Here is a 19,566-nt window from a genome sequence, read left to right as displayed (position 1 = left end):
TTGAAAAAGGAATTTAGCAAAGTCAAAGGTGGTATGTGCTCCATGCAGGATAAATGGTGGGAAAATACAGTTGTGTACCAAATTTACCCTAAAAGTTTTCAAGATACAAATAATGATGGAATTGGAGATTTAAAAGGAATTATTCAACGATTGAATTATATCCAGTCGTTAGGAGTGAATATGATTTGGTTGAACCCCATTTTTGTTTCTCCACAAGTTGACAATGGATATGACGTTGCAAATTATTACGCTATTGATGATCATTTTGGTACTATGGCTGACATGGAGAAATTGATTGATGAAGCACATAAACGCGGTATAAAGGTTATGCTTGATTTTGTGCTAAATCATACATCTGATCAACACCCATGGTTTCAAGAAGCTTTAAAAGGGCCGGAAAATATATACCGAGATTATTACATTTGGCAAGATCCGATAGAACAACGCTCTGTACCAAATAACTGGGGTTCATTTTTTGGCGGTTCTGTTTGGGAAAAAGAACCAAACGGAAACTCTTTTTACTTTCATTTATTCGCAAAAGAGATGCCTGACCTGAATTGGGAAAATCCTGAAGTGCGCTTAGCAATGGCTGATTGTGCTGAATTCTGGTTAGGCAAGGGAATTGACGCCTTAAGATTAGATGCGTTCATCCATGTAGACAAAGAAAACGGATTTCCAGATGTTGACACAGCAAGTAAAGATGAAATTGTATTAGCAGAAAATTATTATGCCAATCTGCCAAAAGTAATTGACTACATGAAAGAGTTTAGTCAACGTATACGTAAAAATTATCCCGATGTCTTTTTAGTTGGTGAAGCGGCATCAGCAAGTCTTGAGTTAGCAAAAAAATACACAGATCCGGCAGATGAAGTGTGTGACAGCGTGATAACATTCCGGTATTTTCCAGAAATAGAACATTCAAAAGATGAACGACTTCCATTAAGCCTGCAACATGGAAAATTGGATCTCGAAAAATTCAAACAAACTATGTCTGAATGGCAAAAGGGATTAGCTACAATTGGCGGACCTGTTTTGTATTGGAATAATCATGATATGGCACGAGCGGTATCGCGTTTTGGTGAGGTTGAACATTATCGTGATAATAGTAGTAAAATGTTGGCCACCTTAATGTATTTGCAAAAAGGTATTCCTTTTTTATTAAACGGCGAAGAAATTGGGATGAAAAATTTAGAGATTGAAAGAATCGAACAGTTCGCATTACCCGGGGCGGATCTATTTTATCAACAAGCACTTGATTTAGGGTATCCAAAAGAATTTGCATTAGAACAATTAAATGCACGGAGTAAAGATGTCAGTCGTGGAGTGATGCAATGGGACAACTCTAAATATGCTGGATTTTCAACTCATCGGCCATGGAGTGGAGTGAACCTTGAAGAAAAATACAATGTAATGGATCAAGAGTCAGACCCGGACAGCGTATTGCATTACTACAGAGTAGTATTGAAATTGAAGCAAAAATCTTTATTTATCGAAGGTGATTTTAAACTGTTGGAAACCAGTTTGGAAACCTACTGTTATGAACGAAGCTGGGGATCCAGCAAAGCAATCGTGTGTTGCAATATGTCAGAAAATAAGCAAACGATTACAATTGACAAGTTAACAGCACAGTCCTACACAGTTGCGTTGACCAACGAAGGCAACACTCTGCAAGAAGGCCAGTTAAAGTTGAGTCCATATGGCGCTATAGTTATTTTAATAGACCTATAAAAATTAATTTATTCGTTACTAAAAAAAAAAAGAATTGAGGAAATAACAATGGAAACAGCAGCAATTTACCACAGACCAGATAGTGAATACGCGTACTTGTATAAACCTGAACAGTTTCATATTCGTCTAAGAACAAAAAAAGGTGATGTAAAAAAAGTTAGTTTGATTAGCGGAGATCCTTACTCTCATGGAACAGAAAAATGGTATGAAGAAGATAAACCAATGAAATTGATTTTAAGTACGGATGTCCATGATTATTGGATGATTGAAACCTACGTAAAAACAAAACGCATCGCTTATTGTTTTCATGTTGAAGGAACTGACGGTATAGAAGTTCTTTACGGAGATCGTGGGGTATTTCCGTTTACAGATCACTACTTAGAAGATGCCAATACCTTTTTTAGAATGCCATACTTACACGAAGTCGACAGAGTAAAAACACCGGAATGGGTGAAAGAAACCGTGTGGTATCAAATTTTTCCAGAACGGTTTGCTAACGGGGATACAATGAATGATCCTGAAGGAACGTTGCCATGGGGCAGCAAAAAAAATCCTGGACGAGACGACTTCTATGGAGGAGACCTGCAGGGTGTGATAGACCATTTGGATTATCTAGTTGATTTGGGAGTCAACGGTATTTACTTTTGCCCATTGTTTAAAGCTAAATCGAACCACAAATACGACACAATTGATTATTATGAAATCGATCCTGATTTTGGCGATAAAGAACTGTTTAAAAAGGTCGTTCAAGAAGCACACAAACGTGGTATTCGAGTAATGCTGGATGCGGTTTTTAACCATTTAGGAATGGATTCGATGCAATGGCAAGATGTTCTTGAACATCAAGAACATTCACGCTATAAAGATTGGTTCCATATCAATCAGTTTCCAGTTGAATCACTGACTGACTTATCGGTTGAAGAACTCGAAAATGTTAGCGAATTAAGTTATGACACTTTTGCATTTACCGGACACATGCCCAAGTTAAATACCAGCAATCCAGAAGTTCAAGACTTTTTATTAGATGTGACTACGTATTGGATCAAAGAGTTCGATATTGATGCTTGGCGTTTGGATGTTGCAAATGAAGTCGATCATCATTTTTGGAAGAAATTCTACCAAGCTTCGGTAGATGTAAAAGAAGACTTTTATATCTTAGGGGAAATTTGGCATTCGTCGCAAAGTTGGCTTCAAGGTGATGAATTCCATGCTGTGATGAATTACGCTTATACACAAACTATTGAAAATTTCTTTATGAAAAAAGACATTACAGCGAGTAAAATGGTAGCTGGATTAAATGAACAATTGATGTTGTACCGCAATCAAACGAATGAAGTTATGTTTAATATGCTGGATTCTCATGATACTGCTCGACTGTTGACTGTCAGCAAAAACAACAAGGAATTAGCTAAGTCAGGACTAGCCTTTATGTTTGCGCAACATGGATCGCCGTGTATTTATTATGGAACTGAAATCGGTATAGATGGGTTTGATGATCCTGATTGTCGTAAATGTATGATTTGGAATGAAGAAGAACAAGACAATGATATGTTTACTTTCACAAAAGAAATGATTGCTTTTAGAAAAAACAATCAAGAATTGTTAAGTTATGGAGCAATAGAATGGTTTGATATTCGCGATGATGACAAAGTTATTGGAATGAAAAGAACCTATGGTGATGAAGAAGTGATTTGCTACTTTAATCAAGGTGAGCAAGATTTAGAACTTACGTTAGAAAGAACACCAGAAATCTTACTATGGAACTTAGCTTTTGTAGACAATAAATTATTATCAGTCAAAAAAAATGGCTTTGTTATTTATAAAGCATAAAAGAAAAATAGAACTAGGGATGAGGCTTAGTTCTGTTTTTTTGCGTTTAAATGGTAACGTTTGCAAAAAAATGAAGGAAGTAAGATAATAAAGTTAACTGAGAAGGAGGAGATTACAGTGGAGAAAAGGGTTTGGAAAAATATAGTGTTAGGTTTGCTATCGGCTAGTGCGTTAGTCTTGGCTGCTTGTGGCAGTGGGGAAGAGACAACTGAAACGAATTCGTCAACGGGTGGAGACGGAAATGCTTCAACTTTAAAAATAGATGTAGATCCTCGATACATTGATTATGTTAATGAAATTATTCCAGCTTTCGAAGAAGAACATAATGTAACGATTGAAATTTCTGAACGAGACATGTTTGATGGACTAGAAGCTTTACCACTGGATGGACCTGCTGAAATTGGATCTGATATTTTGATTGCTCCGTATGATCGAGTAGGTATATTAGGTCAACAAGGTCATATAGCAGAGGTTACCTTACCAGATGATGGACGCTATGATGAATTAGATCAAAGACAAGTTACGCTTGACGAAAAAATTTATGGTGCCCCGTTTGTTATTGAATCATTAGTAATGTATTACAATAAAGAGTTAATTGACCAAGCACCGGAAACGTTTGAGGATTTAGAAGCATTGTCAGAAGATGATCAGTATGCTTTTGAAAATGAAGAAGGTACAAATACTGCTTTCTTAGCTAACTGGACAACTCCGTATCAATACATTGGTTTGCTTTCTGGATATGGAGGTTATGTCTTTGGGGAAGAGGGAACGGATCCAACCGATATTGGATTAAATTCACCTGAATCTGTTGAAGGTATCACCTATATAACAGATTGGTATCAGAATGTTTGGCCTCAAGGAATGCTAGATGCAACCAGCTCAGAAAACTTTATGAATGAATTATTTACTAGCGGTAAAACGGCAGCTGTGATTAATGGACCATGGGGTGCAAGCGGCTATGATGATGCAGATGTGAATTATGGCGTTTCAACCATTCCGACATTACCGAATGGAGAAGAGTATGAACCTTTTGCAGGAGGCGTAGCTTGGGTAGCCAGCAAATACTCGAAAAATCCTGAATTAGCCCAAGAGTGGTTGAATTATGTTACGAATGCAGAAAATAGTGAAACGTTGTATGAGTTGACTTCAGAAATTCCGGCTAATCAAGAAGCGAGAACAGTTGTCAGTGAATCAGGAAATGAGTTAACAAAAGCAGTCATTGAACAATTTAATACAGCCGTACCAATGCCCAATATCCCTGAAATGAGTGAAGTATGGACCGGTGCTGAGACAATGATTTTTGATGCTGCTTCTGGAAATAAATCTCCACAACAAGCTGCAGATGATGCGGTTCAATTAATCGAAGAGAATATCGCACAGAAATACCAAGACTAAATTTTAAAAGACAATGCTGTTTTTAGAGCAACCGCTCTTTAGACAGCATTGTCTTTTTTTTTGTAGGTGCAACACATAAATGAATACTGTTACCGGTAACAATTAGAAAACGTTTGCACAAAGTGCTTGGATAACTGATAATAGGTATGTAATCAAAAAAACTCATACATGAGGGGGATATACAAAGATGAAAAAGACAGGTTGGAAAAAATATGTTTTAGGTTTAGTATCTGCTAGTGCACTAGTGCTTGCAGCATGTGGAGGCGGGGAAGAAGCCACAGAAACGAGTTCAACATCCGGTGGAGAAGAAGCAGGTGGAGACACAACATTACAAATTTCTGTTGACAAAGGGTATGTAGATTATGTTGAAGATATTAAAGGTGATTTTGAAGAAGAACATGGGGTTACCATTGAAGTAACGGAACGCGATATGTTCGAACAATTGGAAGCGTTACCTCTGGATGGTCCATCTGGAAATGCGCCAGACATTATGATGTCTGCTTATGACCGTATGGGATCTCTAGGACAACAAGGACATATTGCTGAAGTGACATTAGGAAATGATGATCAATATGATGACACAGATAGAGCTCAAGTTACTTTAGATGGAAAAATTTATGGAGCACCTTCAGTAATTGAAACATTGGTATTATACTATAATACAGATTTATTAGATGCAGCACCAACAACATTTGCAGATTTAGAAGAATTAGCAAAAGACGATCAATTTGCTTTTGAAGGAGAAGAAGGAAAAAATACAGGATTCTTAGCTAAATGGACTGACTTTTATTTCACTTACGGTTTAGTTGCTGGTTACGGCGGATACGTTTTTGGTGAAGACGGAACAGACCCAACAGACATTGGACTAAACAATGAAGGTGCTGTTGAAGCTATCGAATATGCTACTGACTGGTTCCAAAATACATGGCCACAAGGTATGCAAGATGTAACAAGTTCTGATGCTTTCATTACAGATCAATACTTAAACGGTAAAGTTGGCGCATTTATTGGCGGACCTTGGCAAGCAGCTAGCTTAAAAGATGCTGGTGTTAACTATGGTGTTTCTACTATCCCAACATTAAACAATGATGAAGCGTATGAAGCATTTGGTGGCGGAAAAGGATGGGTTGTCAGCAACTACTCTGAAAATAAAGATGTTTCTCAAGCATGGTTAGACTATGTGACAAATACTGAAAACCAAAACAAATTCTATGATGCAACAAATGAAGTACCGGCAAATCAAGAATCACGTGTTTACGCTACAGGGAAAAATGATGAATTAACAACAGCTGTAATCAATCAATACAAAGATGCACAACCAATGCCAAACATTCCTGAAATGGCTGAAGTTTGGACAGGTGCTGAAAATATGTTGTTTGATGCAGCTTCAGGAAACAAAACACCTCAAGAGTCGGCGGATGATTCTGCTAAATTGATCAAAGAATCGATCGAACAAAAATATACAAATTAAATTATAACTAAAATTGAACAGGTTTCGGCAGAGGATGCAATTGTTCTCTGCCGAAAAATGTTAAAAGAAAAAGGAGGAGTTAAAAATGTCTTCTCAGACAAAACCTCAAAATGGTAAAAACGAAAAAAAGGCAATGTTGTACTCAATAATACCAGGTTTAGGACAGCTTTATAACGGACAACGGTTTAAAGGAATTGTATTTTTAGCTATTTTTGTCGCATTTATTGTCGAGATGATCGTTTTTGGTATTGATGCATTTAACGGACTTATTACTTTAGGAAGCACTCCAATGGAAGATCATTCATTATTTATTATGATTGAAGGAACACTTCAACTCATTATAACCATTATCTTCTTAGCCTTCTACGCATTAAATATCTATGATGCTAGACGAGTAGCTAACATTTGGAATAAAGGACAAAAAGTTAATGTGACAGCTAAAGAAGTCATGTGGAATGTCTATAATGCAGGTTTTCCTTACTTATTGATCGTGCCTGCTTACTTAATGATGGCCTTTACCATTATCTTCCCCGTTTTGGTTACATTATTTATGGCATTTACAAACTACGATTTTTATCATATTCCACCAGCATCTTTGATTGACTGGATTGGTTTAAAAAACTTCGTAAATATTTTCTTCTTAAGTACCTATAGGGATGCTTTTACGTCTGTTTTCAGTTGGACAATCATTTGGACATTCAGTGCGACAACCTTACAAATTGTTGTCGGAATTTTCACAGCAGTTATAGCCAATCAATCCTTTATTAAAGGGAAAAGATTCTTTGGTGTTATCTTCTTACTCCCTTGGGCGGTACCTGCTTTTATCACGATTTTATCTTTTTCAAATATTTTTAACGATAGTATCGGAGCCATCAATACTCAAGTTATTCCATTAATAAACAATTTACCCTTCGTAGAAATCGGGAGAATCGCTTGGAAAACAAATGCATTTTGGTCTAAGATGGCTATTATCATGATTCAAGGCTGGTTAGGATTCCCATATATTTACGTTATGACAACGAGTATATTGCAATCTATCCCAGAAGATTTATATGAAGCTGCTAAAATTGATGGAGCTAGTGCTTTTCAGCGTTTCAGAGAAATTACAATGCCAATGGTCTTTATGGTAGCTGCTCCAACTTTTATTACGCAATACACTGGAAACTTCAATAACTTTTCAATGATCTACCTCTTTAATAATGGTGGGCCAGGAAGCGTTGGTGGTGGTGCAGGAGCTACAGATATCTTGATATCGTGGATTTATAAGTTAACAACTGGAACTTCACCGCAATATTCAATGGCTGCTGCGATCACCTTGATTATTTCAGCTTTGGTTATCACTGTTTCCTTGTTAGTCTTCAAGAAAACAAATGCATTTAATATGGAGGATGCATAATATGGAGAAATTATTTAAATCCCAAAAGACTTCTCGTTTCCTTAGTCGGTTTTTCACTTATGCCTATATGATTGCTTTGGCGATTATTATCATCTATCCGTTGCTGATTACAGCTAGTTCAGCATTTAAATCTGGTAATATAACGGCGTTCTCATTAGATCTAAATTCAGAATGGACTTTATCTAACTTCACGCGTTTATTCCAAGATACGCTGTACGGTACATGGTATAAAAATACTTTGATTGTAGCAGTCTCAACAATGGTCATTCAAGTAGGATTGGTTACGATTGCTGGATATGCCTATAGCCGTTACAACTTTTTAGGACGGAAAAAAAGTTTGATGTTTTTCCTTGTTATTCAAATGGTTCCAACAATGGCTGCTTTGACTGCCTTTTATGTTATGGCGTTACTATTAGGGGCACTGGATCAATTTTGGTTCTTGACTATGCTATATATTGGTGGAGGAATACCGATGAATACGTGGTTAATGAAAGGATATTTTGATACAGTTCCAAAAGATTTAGACGAGTCAGCTAAATTAGACGGAGCAGGACACTTTAGAATCTTTTGGCAAATAGTACTTCCACTTGTACGTCCCATGATTGCGGTGCAAGCACTTTGGGCATTTATGACTCCATTTGGGGATTACATGCTGGCTAGATTTTTACTAAGAAGTCCAGAAAAAATTACAGTCGCAGTAGGGTTACAAACTTTTATTAGCAACCCACAAGATCAAAAAGTGGCTTTATTCGCAGCCGGTGCAATTTTGATTGCCGTTCCAATATCTGTATTGTTCTTCTTACTGCAAAAGAATTTTGTTTCTGGTTTAACTACCGGTGGAACAAAAGGATAATATTTTGAGAATGAAAATTTTAAAAAGAAATGAAGTGAAACAATGAAAACTGATGCATTCCCGTTAAATTATTTTAAAAGCATTTGGTCTCCTAGCAAAATCTTCAAAAATCGTCATCAACTAAACTGGTTTCAAATTTTTGTTGTTTTGCTTTTTGTTAATAGTTTATTGATGATCCCAGTATCATTAAATTATATGAAAATGGATACTTTTCCAGTGGAAGGGACGTTACCTGGTTCGTTCGGTTTAATAGATGAAACAGTTGTTTTAAAACTACAAGAAGGCAGATATGAGAACGGAACATTAGCGTTACCAGAATCATTTATGCTTTCATCCGAAAAAGGTACGGTTAGTGCTTTACTGACAGAAAATGAGATTACAGAAGCGCTAACTTTTGAAAATGCGCTGATTTTTCAAGAAAATGAGTTCATGATTAAAGAAGGCAGCCAGGATGTCTCGACTATTCCTTATACAAAAGATTTTGATCTAGCTAAAGTTACGAATGGGGACGAATTAAAAGCCGCCCTTTCGCGACAATGGTTTATTAAAAACAAAGGATATACCATAGCAACGTTAATGTTTCTAGTATTCACCATTACATTGATTAGCACATTTTTTCTAACGTTTGGTTCAGCTATCTTTTTGTATTTGACAAAAAAAAGTCAATTTTCTTCTATCAAAACCTATAAAGAATCGGTCAATCTTTTGATTAATTGTATCGGGTTGCCATCATTCATAGGTTTGTTGATTGGGTTGATTCAATTCGACATCATCATTTTGCTAATGATTCAATCAGTAGGACTAGTAGTCATGCTTCTGTTTGTTTTTTATCAAACGAAATTTAATGATGCAACGAATGAAAAGAACCTAAAAAAGCATTTGGAGGTAAAAGTACATGATTAAGCGTTTATTTGATGTTGACCCATGGAGAGTAAAATCAACGAAATTAGATAGAACAGATAAAAGACTACAAGAAAGTTTAACTTCCATTGGAAATGGGTACATGGGAATGCGTGGAAACTTTGAAGAAGGTTATTCAGGTGATTCTCATTTAGGAACGTATCTTGCAGGTGTCTGGTTTCCGGATAAAACAAGAGTCGGCTGGTGGAAAAACGGCTACCCAGAGTATTTTGGAAAAGTGATCAATGCCACAAATTTTATTCCTATTGAGTTAATGGTAGACGACCACAAAGTTGATTTGGCGATTGATGAAGTAAAAGACTATGAAATCGATTTAGACATGAAAAAAGGTATTTTGTATCGTTCATATACATGGGTTGAAGGAGAAAAAGAAATCCGTTTCACCTTTAAGCGCTTTGTAAGTGCTGCGACTAAAGAATTAGCGGTTGTTGAAGTTACAGCTGAAGTCCTAAAAGGCGACGCAACAATCATTTTCATACCGAAGATGGATGGCAATGTTAAAAATGAAGACAGCAACTATGAAGAAAATTTCTGGTTAGAAATGAACCGTGTTTCGGGAGAGAAAAGCAGTCTAACGACTAAAACGATTGAAAATCCTTTTGGGGTAGAACAATTTACTGTAACTACCATGATGGAAAGTAGTGCAGTAAATTATGAAAAAAGAGAATTTTCTGAAGGATTTATGCAAGTGGAAGAAAAAATCACTTATAAACTAGCTGTTGGTGAAAAAGCCAAAGTAACTAAATTTATCAGTGTACTGACAAGTCGTGATATACAACCTGAAAACCAACAGACAGCAGCTGCAGAAATGTTGGATCAAGCCATCGCTTTAGGGACGGAAGCAGTAGAAGCACAGCACATAGCAATCTGGAAAAAACGTTGGCACAAAGCTGATGTGGTGATTAAAGGAGATGCCGAAAGCCAGCAAGGAATTCGATTTAGTATATTCCAATTGTTTTCTACTTACTATGGTGAAGACAATCGTTTGAATATTGGGCCAAAAGGATTCACGGGTGAAAAATATGGCGGAGCTACTTATTGGGACACTGAAGCGTTCATTCTTCCTATGTATCTATCAGTTGCTGATGAAACGGTCTCAGAACAATTGTTGACCTATCGCCATAATCAACTTCCAGGTGCGTTCCATAATGCTAAACAACAAGGCTTGCAAGGAGCTTTGTATCCAATGGTGACATTTAATGGAATCGAAAGCCATAATGAATGGGAAATTACCTTTGAAGAGATCCACCGTAACAGCACGATTGCGTACGCTATCTATAATTACACGAATTATACTGGTGATGAAACCTTTTTAACAACTAAAGGGATTGAAATGTTGGTTGCAATCTCACGTTTCTGGGCTGACCGTGTGCATTTCTCTAAACGAAATAAGCACTACATGATTCATGGCGTTACAGGTCCAAACGAATATGAAAACAACATTAATAATAATTGGTACACAAACACGATGGCTGCTTGGACGCTCCGCTATACATTGGAAAGTCTAAAAAAAGTTTTTCCAATAGTTGCAAATGAATTGCATTTAAAGGATGGAGAAACATCTAAATGGGAAGACATTATTGAAAAGATGTATTATCCTCATGATGATGAATTAAATGTTTTCGTACAACACGATACATTTTTAGATAAGGATTTGCTTACAACCAATGATTTGGATCCAGCTGAAAGACCCATCAATCAACATTGGTCATGGGACAAAATTTTACGCTCTTGTTTTATCAAGCAAGCGGATGTCTTACAAGGTATTTATTACTTGAACGACGAGTTTACGCTAGAAGAAAAAGAAGCCAACTTTAACTTCTATGAGCCAATGACGGTTCATGAGTCTTCACTTTCTGCATCCATTCATGCTATTTTAGCAGCAGAACTTGGCAAAAAAGAAAAAGCGGTTGAATTGTATGCACGTACAGCTCGTTTAGATTTAGATAACTACAACAATGATACTGAAGATGGGTTGCACATTACTTCAATGAGTGGCGGATGGTTGGCTATTGTTCAAGGATTTGCCGGTATGCGTACATTCAATGGTAAACTGATTTTCAAACCTTTTTGTCCGGAAAACTGGACAGAATATAACTTTATGATCAAGTACCGCGGACGTTTGCTTCATATCTCGGTGACACAAGAAACTGTGAGCGTCCGTTTAGAAGAAGGCGAGCCGCTTGACCTTACTTTATATGATCAAGAAATGGTGTTGTCAGATGTAGTTGAAAGTCCGATTCGGTTTTTCCAGACAATTAAATAAAAAAATGTTGAATTTAAAAAAGCAATCAATAGAAGGCTATCAAATTGATAAATTCATTTGATAGCTTTTATTATTGTTAAAAAGGAGCAGTTAGCAAATGATTAAAGGATTTATTTTTGATTTGGATGGTGTTTTGACAGATACTGCTGAGTACCATTACCAAGCTTGGAAAAGAATGGCAAATAAATTAGGTATCCCGCTTGACCGTGAAATGAATGAGCAATTAAAAGGAATCAGTCGAATGGATTCTCTTGAGCGCATTTTAGCGTTAGGCAATCAAACGGAAAAGTATTCTGTCGAAGAAAAAAAACAATTAGCAGATGGAAAAAATGAAGATTACAAAAAGTTGATCTTAAGTGTTACACCTAATGATTTATTGCCCGGAATAGCAGATTTATTAGCAGATCTAAAAAAAGAAAACATTCGATTAGCGTTAGCATCTGCCAGTAAAAATGGACCAGTCATAATGGAGAAACTTGGAATAGCAGATTTATTTGATACGGTAGTTGATCCTGCATCATTAGCTAATGGAAAACCGAATCCGGAAATTTTTATTAAAGGTGTAGAACAATTACAGTTAAAACCAGAAGAATGTGTAGGCGTGGAAGATGCTCAAGCTGGCATTGAATCAATTAATGCGGCCGGGATTTTTTCTGTAGGTGTAGGTACAAAAGAGATGATGAGAAACGCTGATTATGCTGTGTCAGATACAAGTGAGTTGAAATTAAGTGACATTCTAAAAAGAGCAACCAACTAAGGAGTGATTGATAGTGGAAAAAAAATGGTGGCATAGTTCTGTTGTTTATCAAATATATCCCAGAAGTTTTCAAGATAGCAATGGAGATGGCATAGGAGATATTCAAGGTATTATTCAACGGTTAAGCTATTTAGCTGATTTAGGGATTGATGCCATCTGGTTAAGTCCAGTTTATCAATCCCCTAATGACGATAATGGATATGATATTAGCGATTATCAAGCAATTTCTCCAGAATTCGGAACAATGGATGACATGGATGAGCTTATTCGAAAGTCCAATGATTTAGGAATCCGAATTGTCATGGATCTAGTTGTCAATCATACTTCTGATGAGCATTCTTGGTTCATAGAATCACGAAAAAACAAAGACAATGGATATCGAGACTATTATATTTGGCGAGAGGGACAACCCGATGACACGCCTCCTAATGAGTTAACGTCCATCTTCAGCGGATCGGCATGGGAGTTGGATGAACAAACCAATCAATATTATTTGCATCTATATAGTAAGAAACAGCCAGATTTAAATTGGGAGAATCCAAAAGTTCGCAATGAGATTTGGCAAATGATGAATTTTTGGCTGGATAAAGGGATCGGTGGATTTCGAATGGATGTTATTGATCTAATTGGAAAAATTCCAGATGAACTAATTACCGGCAATGGTCCGATGTTGCATACGTATCTTCAAGAAATGCATCAAAAAACATTTGGCAAGCTAGATGTTTTAACAGTAGGTGAGACTTGGGGAGTAACGACTGAAGATGCCAAATTATATTCTGCACCTGAGCGCAATGAATTATCGATGGTTTTCCAATTTGAGCATATTGGTTTAGACGAACAACCTGGTAAACCCAAATGGGATACTAGGCCCTTGGACTTTATTAAATTAAAACAAGTCTTTACAAAGTGGCAGTTAGCTTTGGATGGAGACGGTTGGAATAGTTTGTTTTGGAACAATCATGATATTCCACGCATTGTATCTAGTTGGGGCAACGATTCTTCGCAATACCGTGTCGTTTCCGCCAAGATGTTTGCGACTTTTTTACATTTTTTAAAAGGAACGCCATACATCTACCAAGGTGAAGAAATAGGTTTAACGAATACACCGATCTCTTCTATAGAAGAAGTTAACGATATAGAAAGTATTAATATGTACAATGAACGATTGCAGCAAGGTTACAACAAAGAAGAGATTATTCGTGCTATTAATAAAAAAGGACGAGATAATGCTAGGCGTCCGATTCCGTGGGATGAGTCTTTAAATGGAGGATTTACTACTGATACTCCCTGGTTGGCGCTCAATACTAACTATCAAGACTTGAATGTCAAAAAAGATCAACAAGACGAAGAATCCATTTTTAACTATTACAAAAAGTTGATTCGTTTAAGAAAAGAACACGAACTGATTGTATGGGGCGATTATAAAGAATTATTGCCAAATGATCCTCAACTTTTTGTTTATGAAAGAAGTTATCATGGTGAAACATGGCTAATAGTCATTAATTTTTATGAAAAACCGACCATTTATAAAGATAATGAACGGAAGGTTGAGACCATTGTAATCAGTAATTATAAGGACAGCAGTAAAAAAACAGATAAGTTAGAATTACGTCCATTTGAATCGATTGTTTATAAGTTAAAGAAAAGTCTCTAACGCAACTAAAATAAAAAGCGAACAAAAACCTTTTTTTATTTGCAATAGTTCCGATGTGAAAAGCGTTTTGAATATATATACGTCTTTTTATGAATTGCAAATAAAGAAATGTTCGCTTTTGTATTTTTTTTGTAAAGAATGTAAACTTTATGGTTGACCATCTGGGATAGACTTGTTATAGTAATTGATGTTGCAAGTAGTTTAACACTAGCAATAACGGAAAAAATCATTCTTAAATTAATCAATATTTCATTTGACAGTTAGCTGCAGATTGTGGTAATCTATTAAATGTCGCTAAGCCAAATAGGAAAAACGTTTTTGGATAATTATTCAAAAATAAAATAAAAAAGCTTGACGAATCAAAAAAACTATTGTATTATTTAGAAGTTGTCAGAAACGAGGCAACACGCTTTAGACCTTTGAAAACTAAACAAAGTAAGACGGACCAAATGTGAGGGTGACTTAGCAGTGCTAAGTCAACAGTAACAAAATTAGTGAATAATTATTCGCTAGCAATCAATATGAGCTTCAAGCATCATTTTATATGAGAGTTTGATCCTGGCTCAGGACGAACGCTGGCGGCATGCCTAATACATGCAAGTCGAACGCTTTGATTTCACCGGGTGCTTGCACCCACCGAAGTCAAAGAGTGGCGGACGGGTGAGTAACACGTGGGTAACCTGCCCATAAGTGGGGGATAACATTCGGAAACGGATGCTAATACCGCATACTTCTAATCGCCTCCTGGCGAATGGAAAAAAGGTGGCTTCGGCTACCGCTTATGGATGGACCCGCGGCGTATTAGCTAGTTGGTGAGGTAATGGCTCACCAAGGCGATGATACGTAGCCGACCTGAGAGGGTGATCGGCCACACTGGGACTGAGACACGGCCCAGACTCCTACGGGAGGCAGCAGTAGGGAATCTTCCGCAATGGACGAAAGTCTGACGGAGCAATGCCGCGTGAGTGAAGAAGGTTTTCGGATCGTAAAACTCTGTTGTTAGAGAAGAACAAGGATGAGAGTAACTGCTCATCCCCTGACGGTATCTAACCAGAAAGCCACGGCTAACTACGTGCCAGCAGCCGCGGTAATACGTAGGTGGCAAGCGTTGTCCGGATTTATTGGGCGTAAAGCGAGCGCAGGCGGTTCTTTAAGTCTGATGTGAAAGCCCCCGGCTCAACCGGGGAAGGTCATTGGAAACTGGAGAACTTGAGTGCAGAAGAGGAGAGTGGAATTCCACGTGTAGCGGTGAAATGCGTAGATATGTGGAGGAACACCAGTGGCGAAGGCGACTCTCTGGTCTGTAACTGACGCTGAGGCTCGAAAGCGTGGGGAGCAAACAGGATTAGATACCCTGGTAGTCCACGCCGTAAACGATGAGTGCTAAGTGTTGGAGGGTTTCCGCCCTTCAGTGCTGCAGCTAACGCATTAAGCACTCCGCCTGGGGAGTACGACCGCAAGGTTGAAACTCAAAGGAATTGACGGGGACCCGCACAAGCGGTGGAGCATGTGGTTTAATTCGAAGCAACGCGAAGAACCTTACCAGGTCTTGACATCCTTTGACCACCCTAGAGATAGGGCTTTCCCTTCGGGGACAAAGTGACAGGTGGTGCATGGTTGTCGTCAGCTCGTGTCGTGAGATGTTGGGTTAAGTCCCGCAACGAGCGCAACCCCTATTATTAGTTGCCAGCATTCAGTTGGGCACTCTAGTGAGACTGCCGGTGATAAACCGGAGGAAGGTGGGGATGACGTCAAATCATCATGCCCCTTATGACCTGGGCTACACACGTGCTACAATGGATGGTACAACGAGTCGCAAGGTCGCGAGGCCAAGCTAATCTCTTAAAGCCATTCTCAGTTCGGATTGTAGGCTGCAACTCGCCTACATGAAGCCGGAATCGCTAGTAATCGCGGATCAGCACGCCGCGGTGAATACGTTCCCGGGTCTTGTACACACCGCCCGTCACACCACGAGAGTTTGTAACACCCGAAGTCGGTGAGGTAACCCTTTTGGGAGCCAGCCGCCTAAGGTGGGACAGATAATTGGGGTGAAGTCGTAACAAGGTAGCCGTATCGGAAGGTGCGGCTGGATCACCTCCTTTCTAAGGAATATAACGGAAACCCACACATTCGTACTTACTTTGTTTAGTTTTGAGAGGTCTAATCTTCTCAAAAAACGCAACTTTGGTTGCGGCAAGACGTTGTTCTTTGAAAACTGGATAAAGTTAAAAAGTGTAATTCAAGTAACAAACCAGAAACACACCGAAAAGTTTTAAAAATGAGTTTTTTTAAGGTTCTCATCGAAAGATGAGGTTTAAAAATTAACTGTTAACCATAGGTTAAGTTAATAAGGGCGCACGGTGAATGCCTTGGCACTAGGAGCCGATGAAGGACGGGACTAACGCCGATATGCTTTGGGGAGCTGTAAGTGAGCTTTGATCCAAAGATTTCCGAATGGGGGAACCCAGCATCTTTGATAGGATGTTACTACTGACTGAATACATAGGTCAGTAGAGGTAGACGCAGAGAACTGAAACATCTAAGTACCTGCAGGAAGAGAAAGAAAAATCGATTCCCTGAGTAGCGGCGAGCGAAACGGGAATAGCCCAAACCAGAAAGCTTGCTTTCTGGGGTTGTAGGACTGAACACATAGAGTCATAAATGAGATTGGTAGAAGAAGCGACCTGGAAAGGTCCGCCGAAGAAGGTAAAAGCCCTGTAATCGAAACCCATTTCACTCTGATCAGTATCCTGAGTACGGCGGAACACGAGAAATTCCGTCGGAATCCGGGAGGACCATCTCCCAAGGCTAAATACTCCCTAGTGACCGATAGTGAACCAGTACCGTGAGGGAAAGGTGAAAAGAACCTCGGAAGAGGAGTGAAATAGCCCCTGAAACCGTGTGCCTACAAATAGTTAAAGCCCGTTAATGGGTGATAGCGTGCCTTTTGTAGAATGAACCGGCGAGTTACGATCCCATGCGAGGTTAAGTTGATGAGACGGAGCCGCAGCGAAAGCGAGTCTGAATAGGGCGAATGAGTATGTGGTCGTAGACCCGAAACCAAGTGATCTACCCATGTCCAGGTTGAAGGTGCGGTAATACGCACTGGAGGACCGAACCCACGTATGTTGAAAAATGCGGGGATGAGGTGTGGGTAGCGGAGAAATTCCAATCGAACTTGGAGATAGCTGGTTCTCTCCGAAATAGCTTTAGGGCTAGCCTCGGAATTAGAATCATGGAGGTAGAGCAACTGTTTGGACTAGGGGCCCTTCTCGGGTTACCGAATTCAGATAAACTCCGAATGCCATTGATTTATATCCGGGAGTCAGACTGCGAGTGATAAGATCCGTAGTCGAAAGGGAAACAGCCCAGACCACCAGCTAAGGTCCCAAAGTTTATGTTAAGTGGAAAAGGATGTGGAGTTGCTTAGACAACTAGGATGTTGGCTCAGAAGCAGCCATCATTTAAAGAGTGCGTAATAGCTCACTAGTCGAGTGACCCTGCGCCGAAAATTTACCGGGGCTAAACATAACACCGAAGCTGTGGATAGAACCATTGGTTCTATGGTAGGAGAGCGTTCTAAGGGCGTTGAAGCTAGATCGTGAGGACTAGTGGAGCGCTTAGAAGTGAGAATGCCGGTATGAGTAGCGAAAGACGGGTGAGAATCCCGTCCACCGAATGACTAAGGTTTCCTGGGGAAGGCTCGTCCTCCCAGGGTTAGTCGGGACCTAAGTCGAGGCCGAATGGCGTAGACGATGGACAACAGGTTGAGATTCCTGTACCAGTTTGTTTTGTTTGAACAATGGAGGGACACAGTAGGCTAAGGAATACGCGCTGTTGGATATGCGCGTCCAAGCAACAAGTTTTGAAGTGAGTCAAATGCTTGCTTCTTTAAGAACAAGTTGTGATGGGGAGGGAAATTAAGTACCGAAGTTCCCGATGTCACACTGTCAAGAAAAGCTTCTAGTTAGAAACAAACTGCCCGTACCGCAAACCGACACAGGTAGTCGAGGAGAGAATCCTAAGGTGTGCGAGAGAACTCTCGTTAAGGAACTCGGCAAAATGACCCCGTAACTTCGGGAGAAGGGGTGCTGACCAATTGGTCAGCCGCAGTGAATAGGCCCAGGCGACTGTTTATCAAAAACACAGGTCTCTGCAAAATCGTAAGATGACGTATAGGGGCTGACGCCTGCCCGGTGCTGGAAGGTTAAGAGGATGGGTTAGCTCTCGGGCGAAGCTCAGAATTGAAGCCCCAGTAAACGGCGGCCGTAACTATAACGGTCCTAAGGTAGCGAAATTCCTTGTCGGGTAAGTTCCGACCCGCACGAAAGGCGTAACGATCTGGGCACTGTCTCAACGAGAGACTCGGTGAAATTATAGTACCTGTGAAGATGCAGGTTACCCGCGACAGGACGGAAAGACCCCATGGAGCTTTACTGCAGTTTGATATTGAGTGTTTGTACAGCTTGTACAGGATAGGTAGGAGCCATTGAAGCCAGGACGCCAGTCTTGGTGGAGGCGTTGGTGGGATACTACCCTTGCTGTATGACCACTCTAACCCACAGCCCTTATCGGGCTGGGAGACAGTGTCTGACGGGCAGTTTGACTGGGGCGGTCGCCTCCTAAAGAGTAACGGAGGCGCCCAAAGGTTCCCTCAGAATGGTTGGAAATCATTCGCAGAGTGTAAAGGCATAAGGGAGCTTGACTGCGAGACCTACAAGTCGAGCAGGGACGAAAGTCGGGCTTAGTGATCCGGTGGTTCCGCATGGAAGGGCCATCGCTCAACGGATAAAAGCTACCCTGGGGATAACAGGCTTATCTCCCCCAAGAGTCCACATCGACGGGGAGGTTTGGCACCTCGATGTCGGCTCATCGCATCCTGGGGCTGTAGTCGGTCCCAAGGGTTGGGCTGTTCGCCCATTAAAGCGGTACGCGAGCTGGGTTCAGAACGTCGTGAGACAGTTCGGTCCCTATCCGTCGCGGGCGTAGGAAATTTGAGAGGAGCTGTCCTTAGTACGAGAGGACCGGGATGGACACACCTCTGGTGTACCAGTTGTTCTGCCAAGGGCATTGCTGGGTAGCTATGTGTGGACGGGATAAACGCTGAAAGCATCTAAGCGTGAAGCCCCCCTCAAGATGAGATTTCCCATCACGTAAGTGAGTAAGACCCCTGAGAGATGATCAGGTAGATAGGTTGGAAGTGGAAGTATAGCGATATACGGAGCGGACCAATACTAATCGGTCGAGGACTTAACCAAAGCAATACCCGGTGTACGAAGGTAAGCAAACGAATTA

General features: G+C 39.8%; 10 protein-coding genes and 2 rRNA genes. All 12 read left to right on the top strand.

Features of this window, described 5'->3' with window-relative positions:
- Window positions 1-42 precede the first annotated feature (42 nt).
- The 12 genes from CAR_RS06980 (at window position 43) to CAR_RS06925 (ending at window position 19,529) form a co-directional block, all read left to right on the top strand.
- Window positions 43-1,728, top strand: a complete 1,686-nt coding sequence (locus tag CAR_RS06980) for an alpha-glucosidase (RefSeq protein ID WP_013711001.1) — start codon at window positions 43-45, stop codon at window positions 1,726-1,728.
- A 48-nt stretch (window positions 1,729-1,776) separates the two neighbouring features.
- Entirely contained in the window at window positions 1,777-3,558 is a 1,782-nt protein-coding gene (locus CAR_RS06975) for a glycoside hydrolase family 13 protein (protein WP_013711000.1), read from the top strand.
- 117 nt (window positions 3,559-3,675) lie between these two features.
- The gene (locus CAR_RS06970) at window positions 3,676-4,953 is read left to right on the top strand and encodes an extracellular solute-binding protein (protein WP_041556375.1); all 1,278 of its coding nucleotides are present in this window, start codon (window positions 3,676-3,678) and stop codon (window positions 4,951-4,953) included.
- A gap of 187 nt (window positions 4,954-5,140) precedes the next feature.
- On the top strand, window positions 5,141-6,424 hold the full coding sequence (locus CAR_RS06965; RefSeq protein ID WP_013710998.1) for an extracellular solute-binding protein: 1,284 nt from the start codon (window positions 5,141-5,143) through the stop codon (window positions 6,422-6,424).
- Between the two features lie 85 nt (window positions 6,425-6,509).
- Window positions 6,510-7,820: a sugar ABC transporter permease gene (locus CAR_RS06960; RefSeq protein WP_013710997.1), complete on the top strand. Its 1,311-nt coding sequence runs from the start codon at window positions 6,510-6,512 to the stop codon at window positions 7,818-7,820.
- Window position 7,821: 1 nt separating this feature from the next.
- On the top strand, window positions 7,822-8,673 hold the full coding sequence (locus CAR_RS06955; protein WP_041556374.1) for a sugar ABC transporter permease: 852 nt from the start codon (window positions 7,822-7,824) through the stop codon (window positions 8,671-8,673).
- Between the two features lie 42 nt (window positions 8,674-8,715).
- A complete protein-coding gene (locus CAR_RS06950) occupies window positions 8,716-9,576 on the top strand; it encodes a DUF1189 family protein (protein WP_013710995.1) in 861 nt (286 codons plus the stop codon).
- The gene (locus CAR_RS06945) at window positions 9,569-11,860 is read left to right on the top strand and encodes a glycoside hydrolase family 65 protein (protein ID WP_013710994.1); all 2,292 of its coding nucleotides are present in this window, start codon (window positions 9,569-9,571) and stop codon (window positions 11,858-11,860) included. The genes CAR_RS06950 and CAR_RS06945 overlap by 8 nt, the downstream gene beginning before the upstream one ends.
- 97 nt (window positions 11,861-11,957) lie before the next feature.
- Window positions 11,958-12,617, top strand: coding sequence for a beta-phosphoglucomutase (pgmB, locus tag CAR_RS06940; RefSeq protein ID WP_013710993.1), 660 nt, complete (start codon window positions 11,958-11,960; stop codon window positions 12,615-12,617).
- Between the two features lie 13 nt (window positions 12,618-12,630).
- Window positions 12,631-14,271, top strand: a complete 1,641-nt coding sequence (locus tag CAR_RS06935; protein WP_013710992.1) for a glycoside hydrolase family 13 protein — start codon at window positions 12,631-12,633, stop codon at window positions 14,269-14,271.
- Between the two features lie 540 nt (window positions 14,272-14,811).
- Window positions 14,812-16,373 (top strand): 16S ribosomal RNA (locus tag CAR_RS06930).
- A 235-nt stretch (window positions 16,374-16,608) separates the two neighbouring features.
- A 23S ribosomal RNA gene (locus CAR_RS06925) occupies window positions 16,609-19,529 on the top strand.
- The 16S and 23S rRNA genes sit together here, the layout of an rRNA operon.
- Window positions 19,530-19,566 lie beyond the last annotated feature (37 nt).

It is taken from the genome of Carnobacterium sp. 17-4 (assembly GCF_000195575.1).
Taxonomy (GTDB): Bacteria; Bacillota; Bacilli; order Lactobacillales; family Carnobacteriaceae; genus Carnobacterium_B.
Note: the sequence above shows the minus strand (reverse complement) of the source record. Positions and strands in the feature narration are given on the sequence as shown.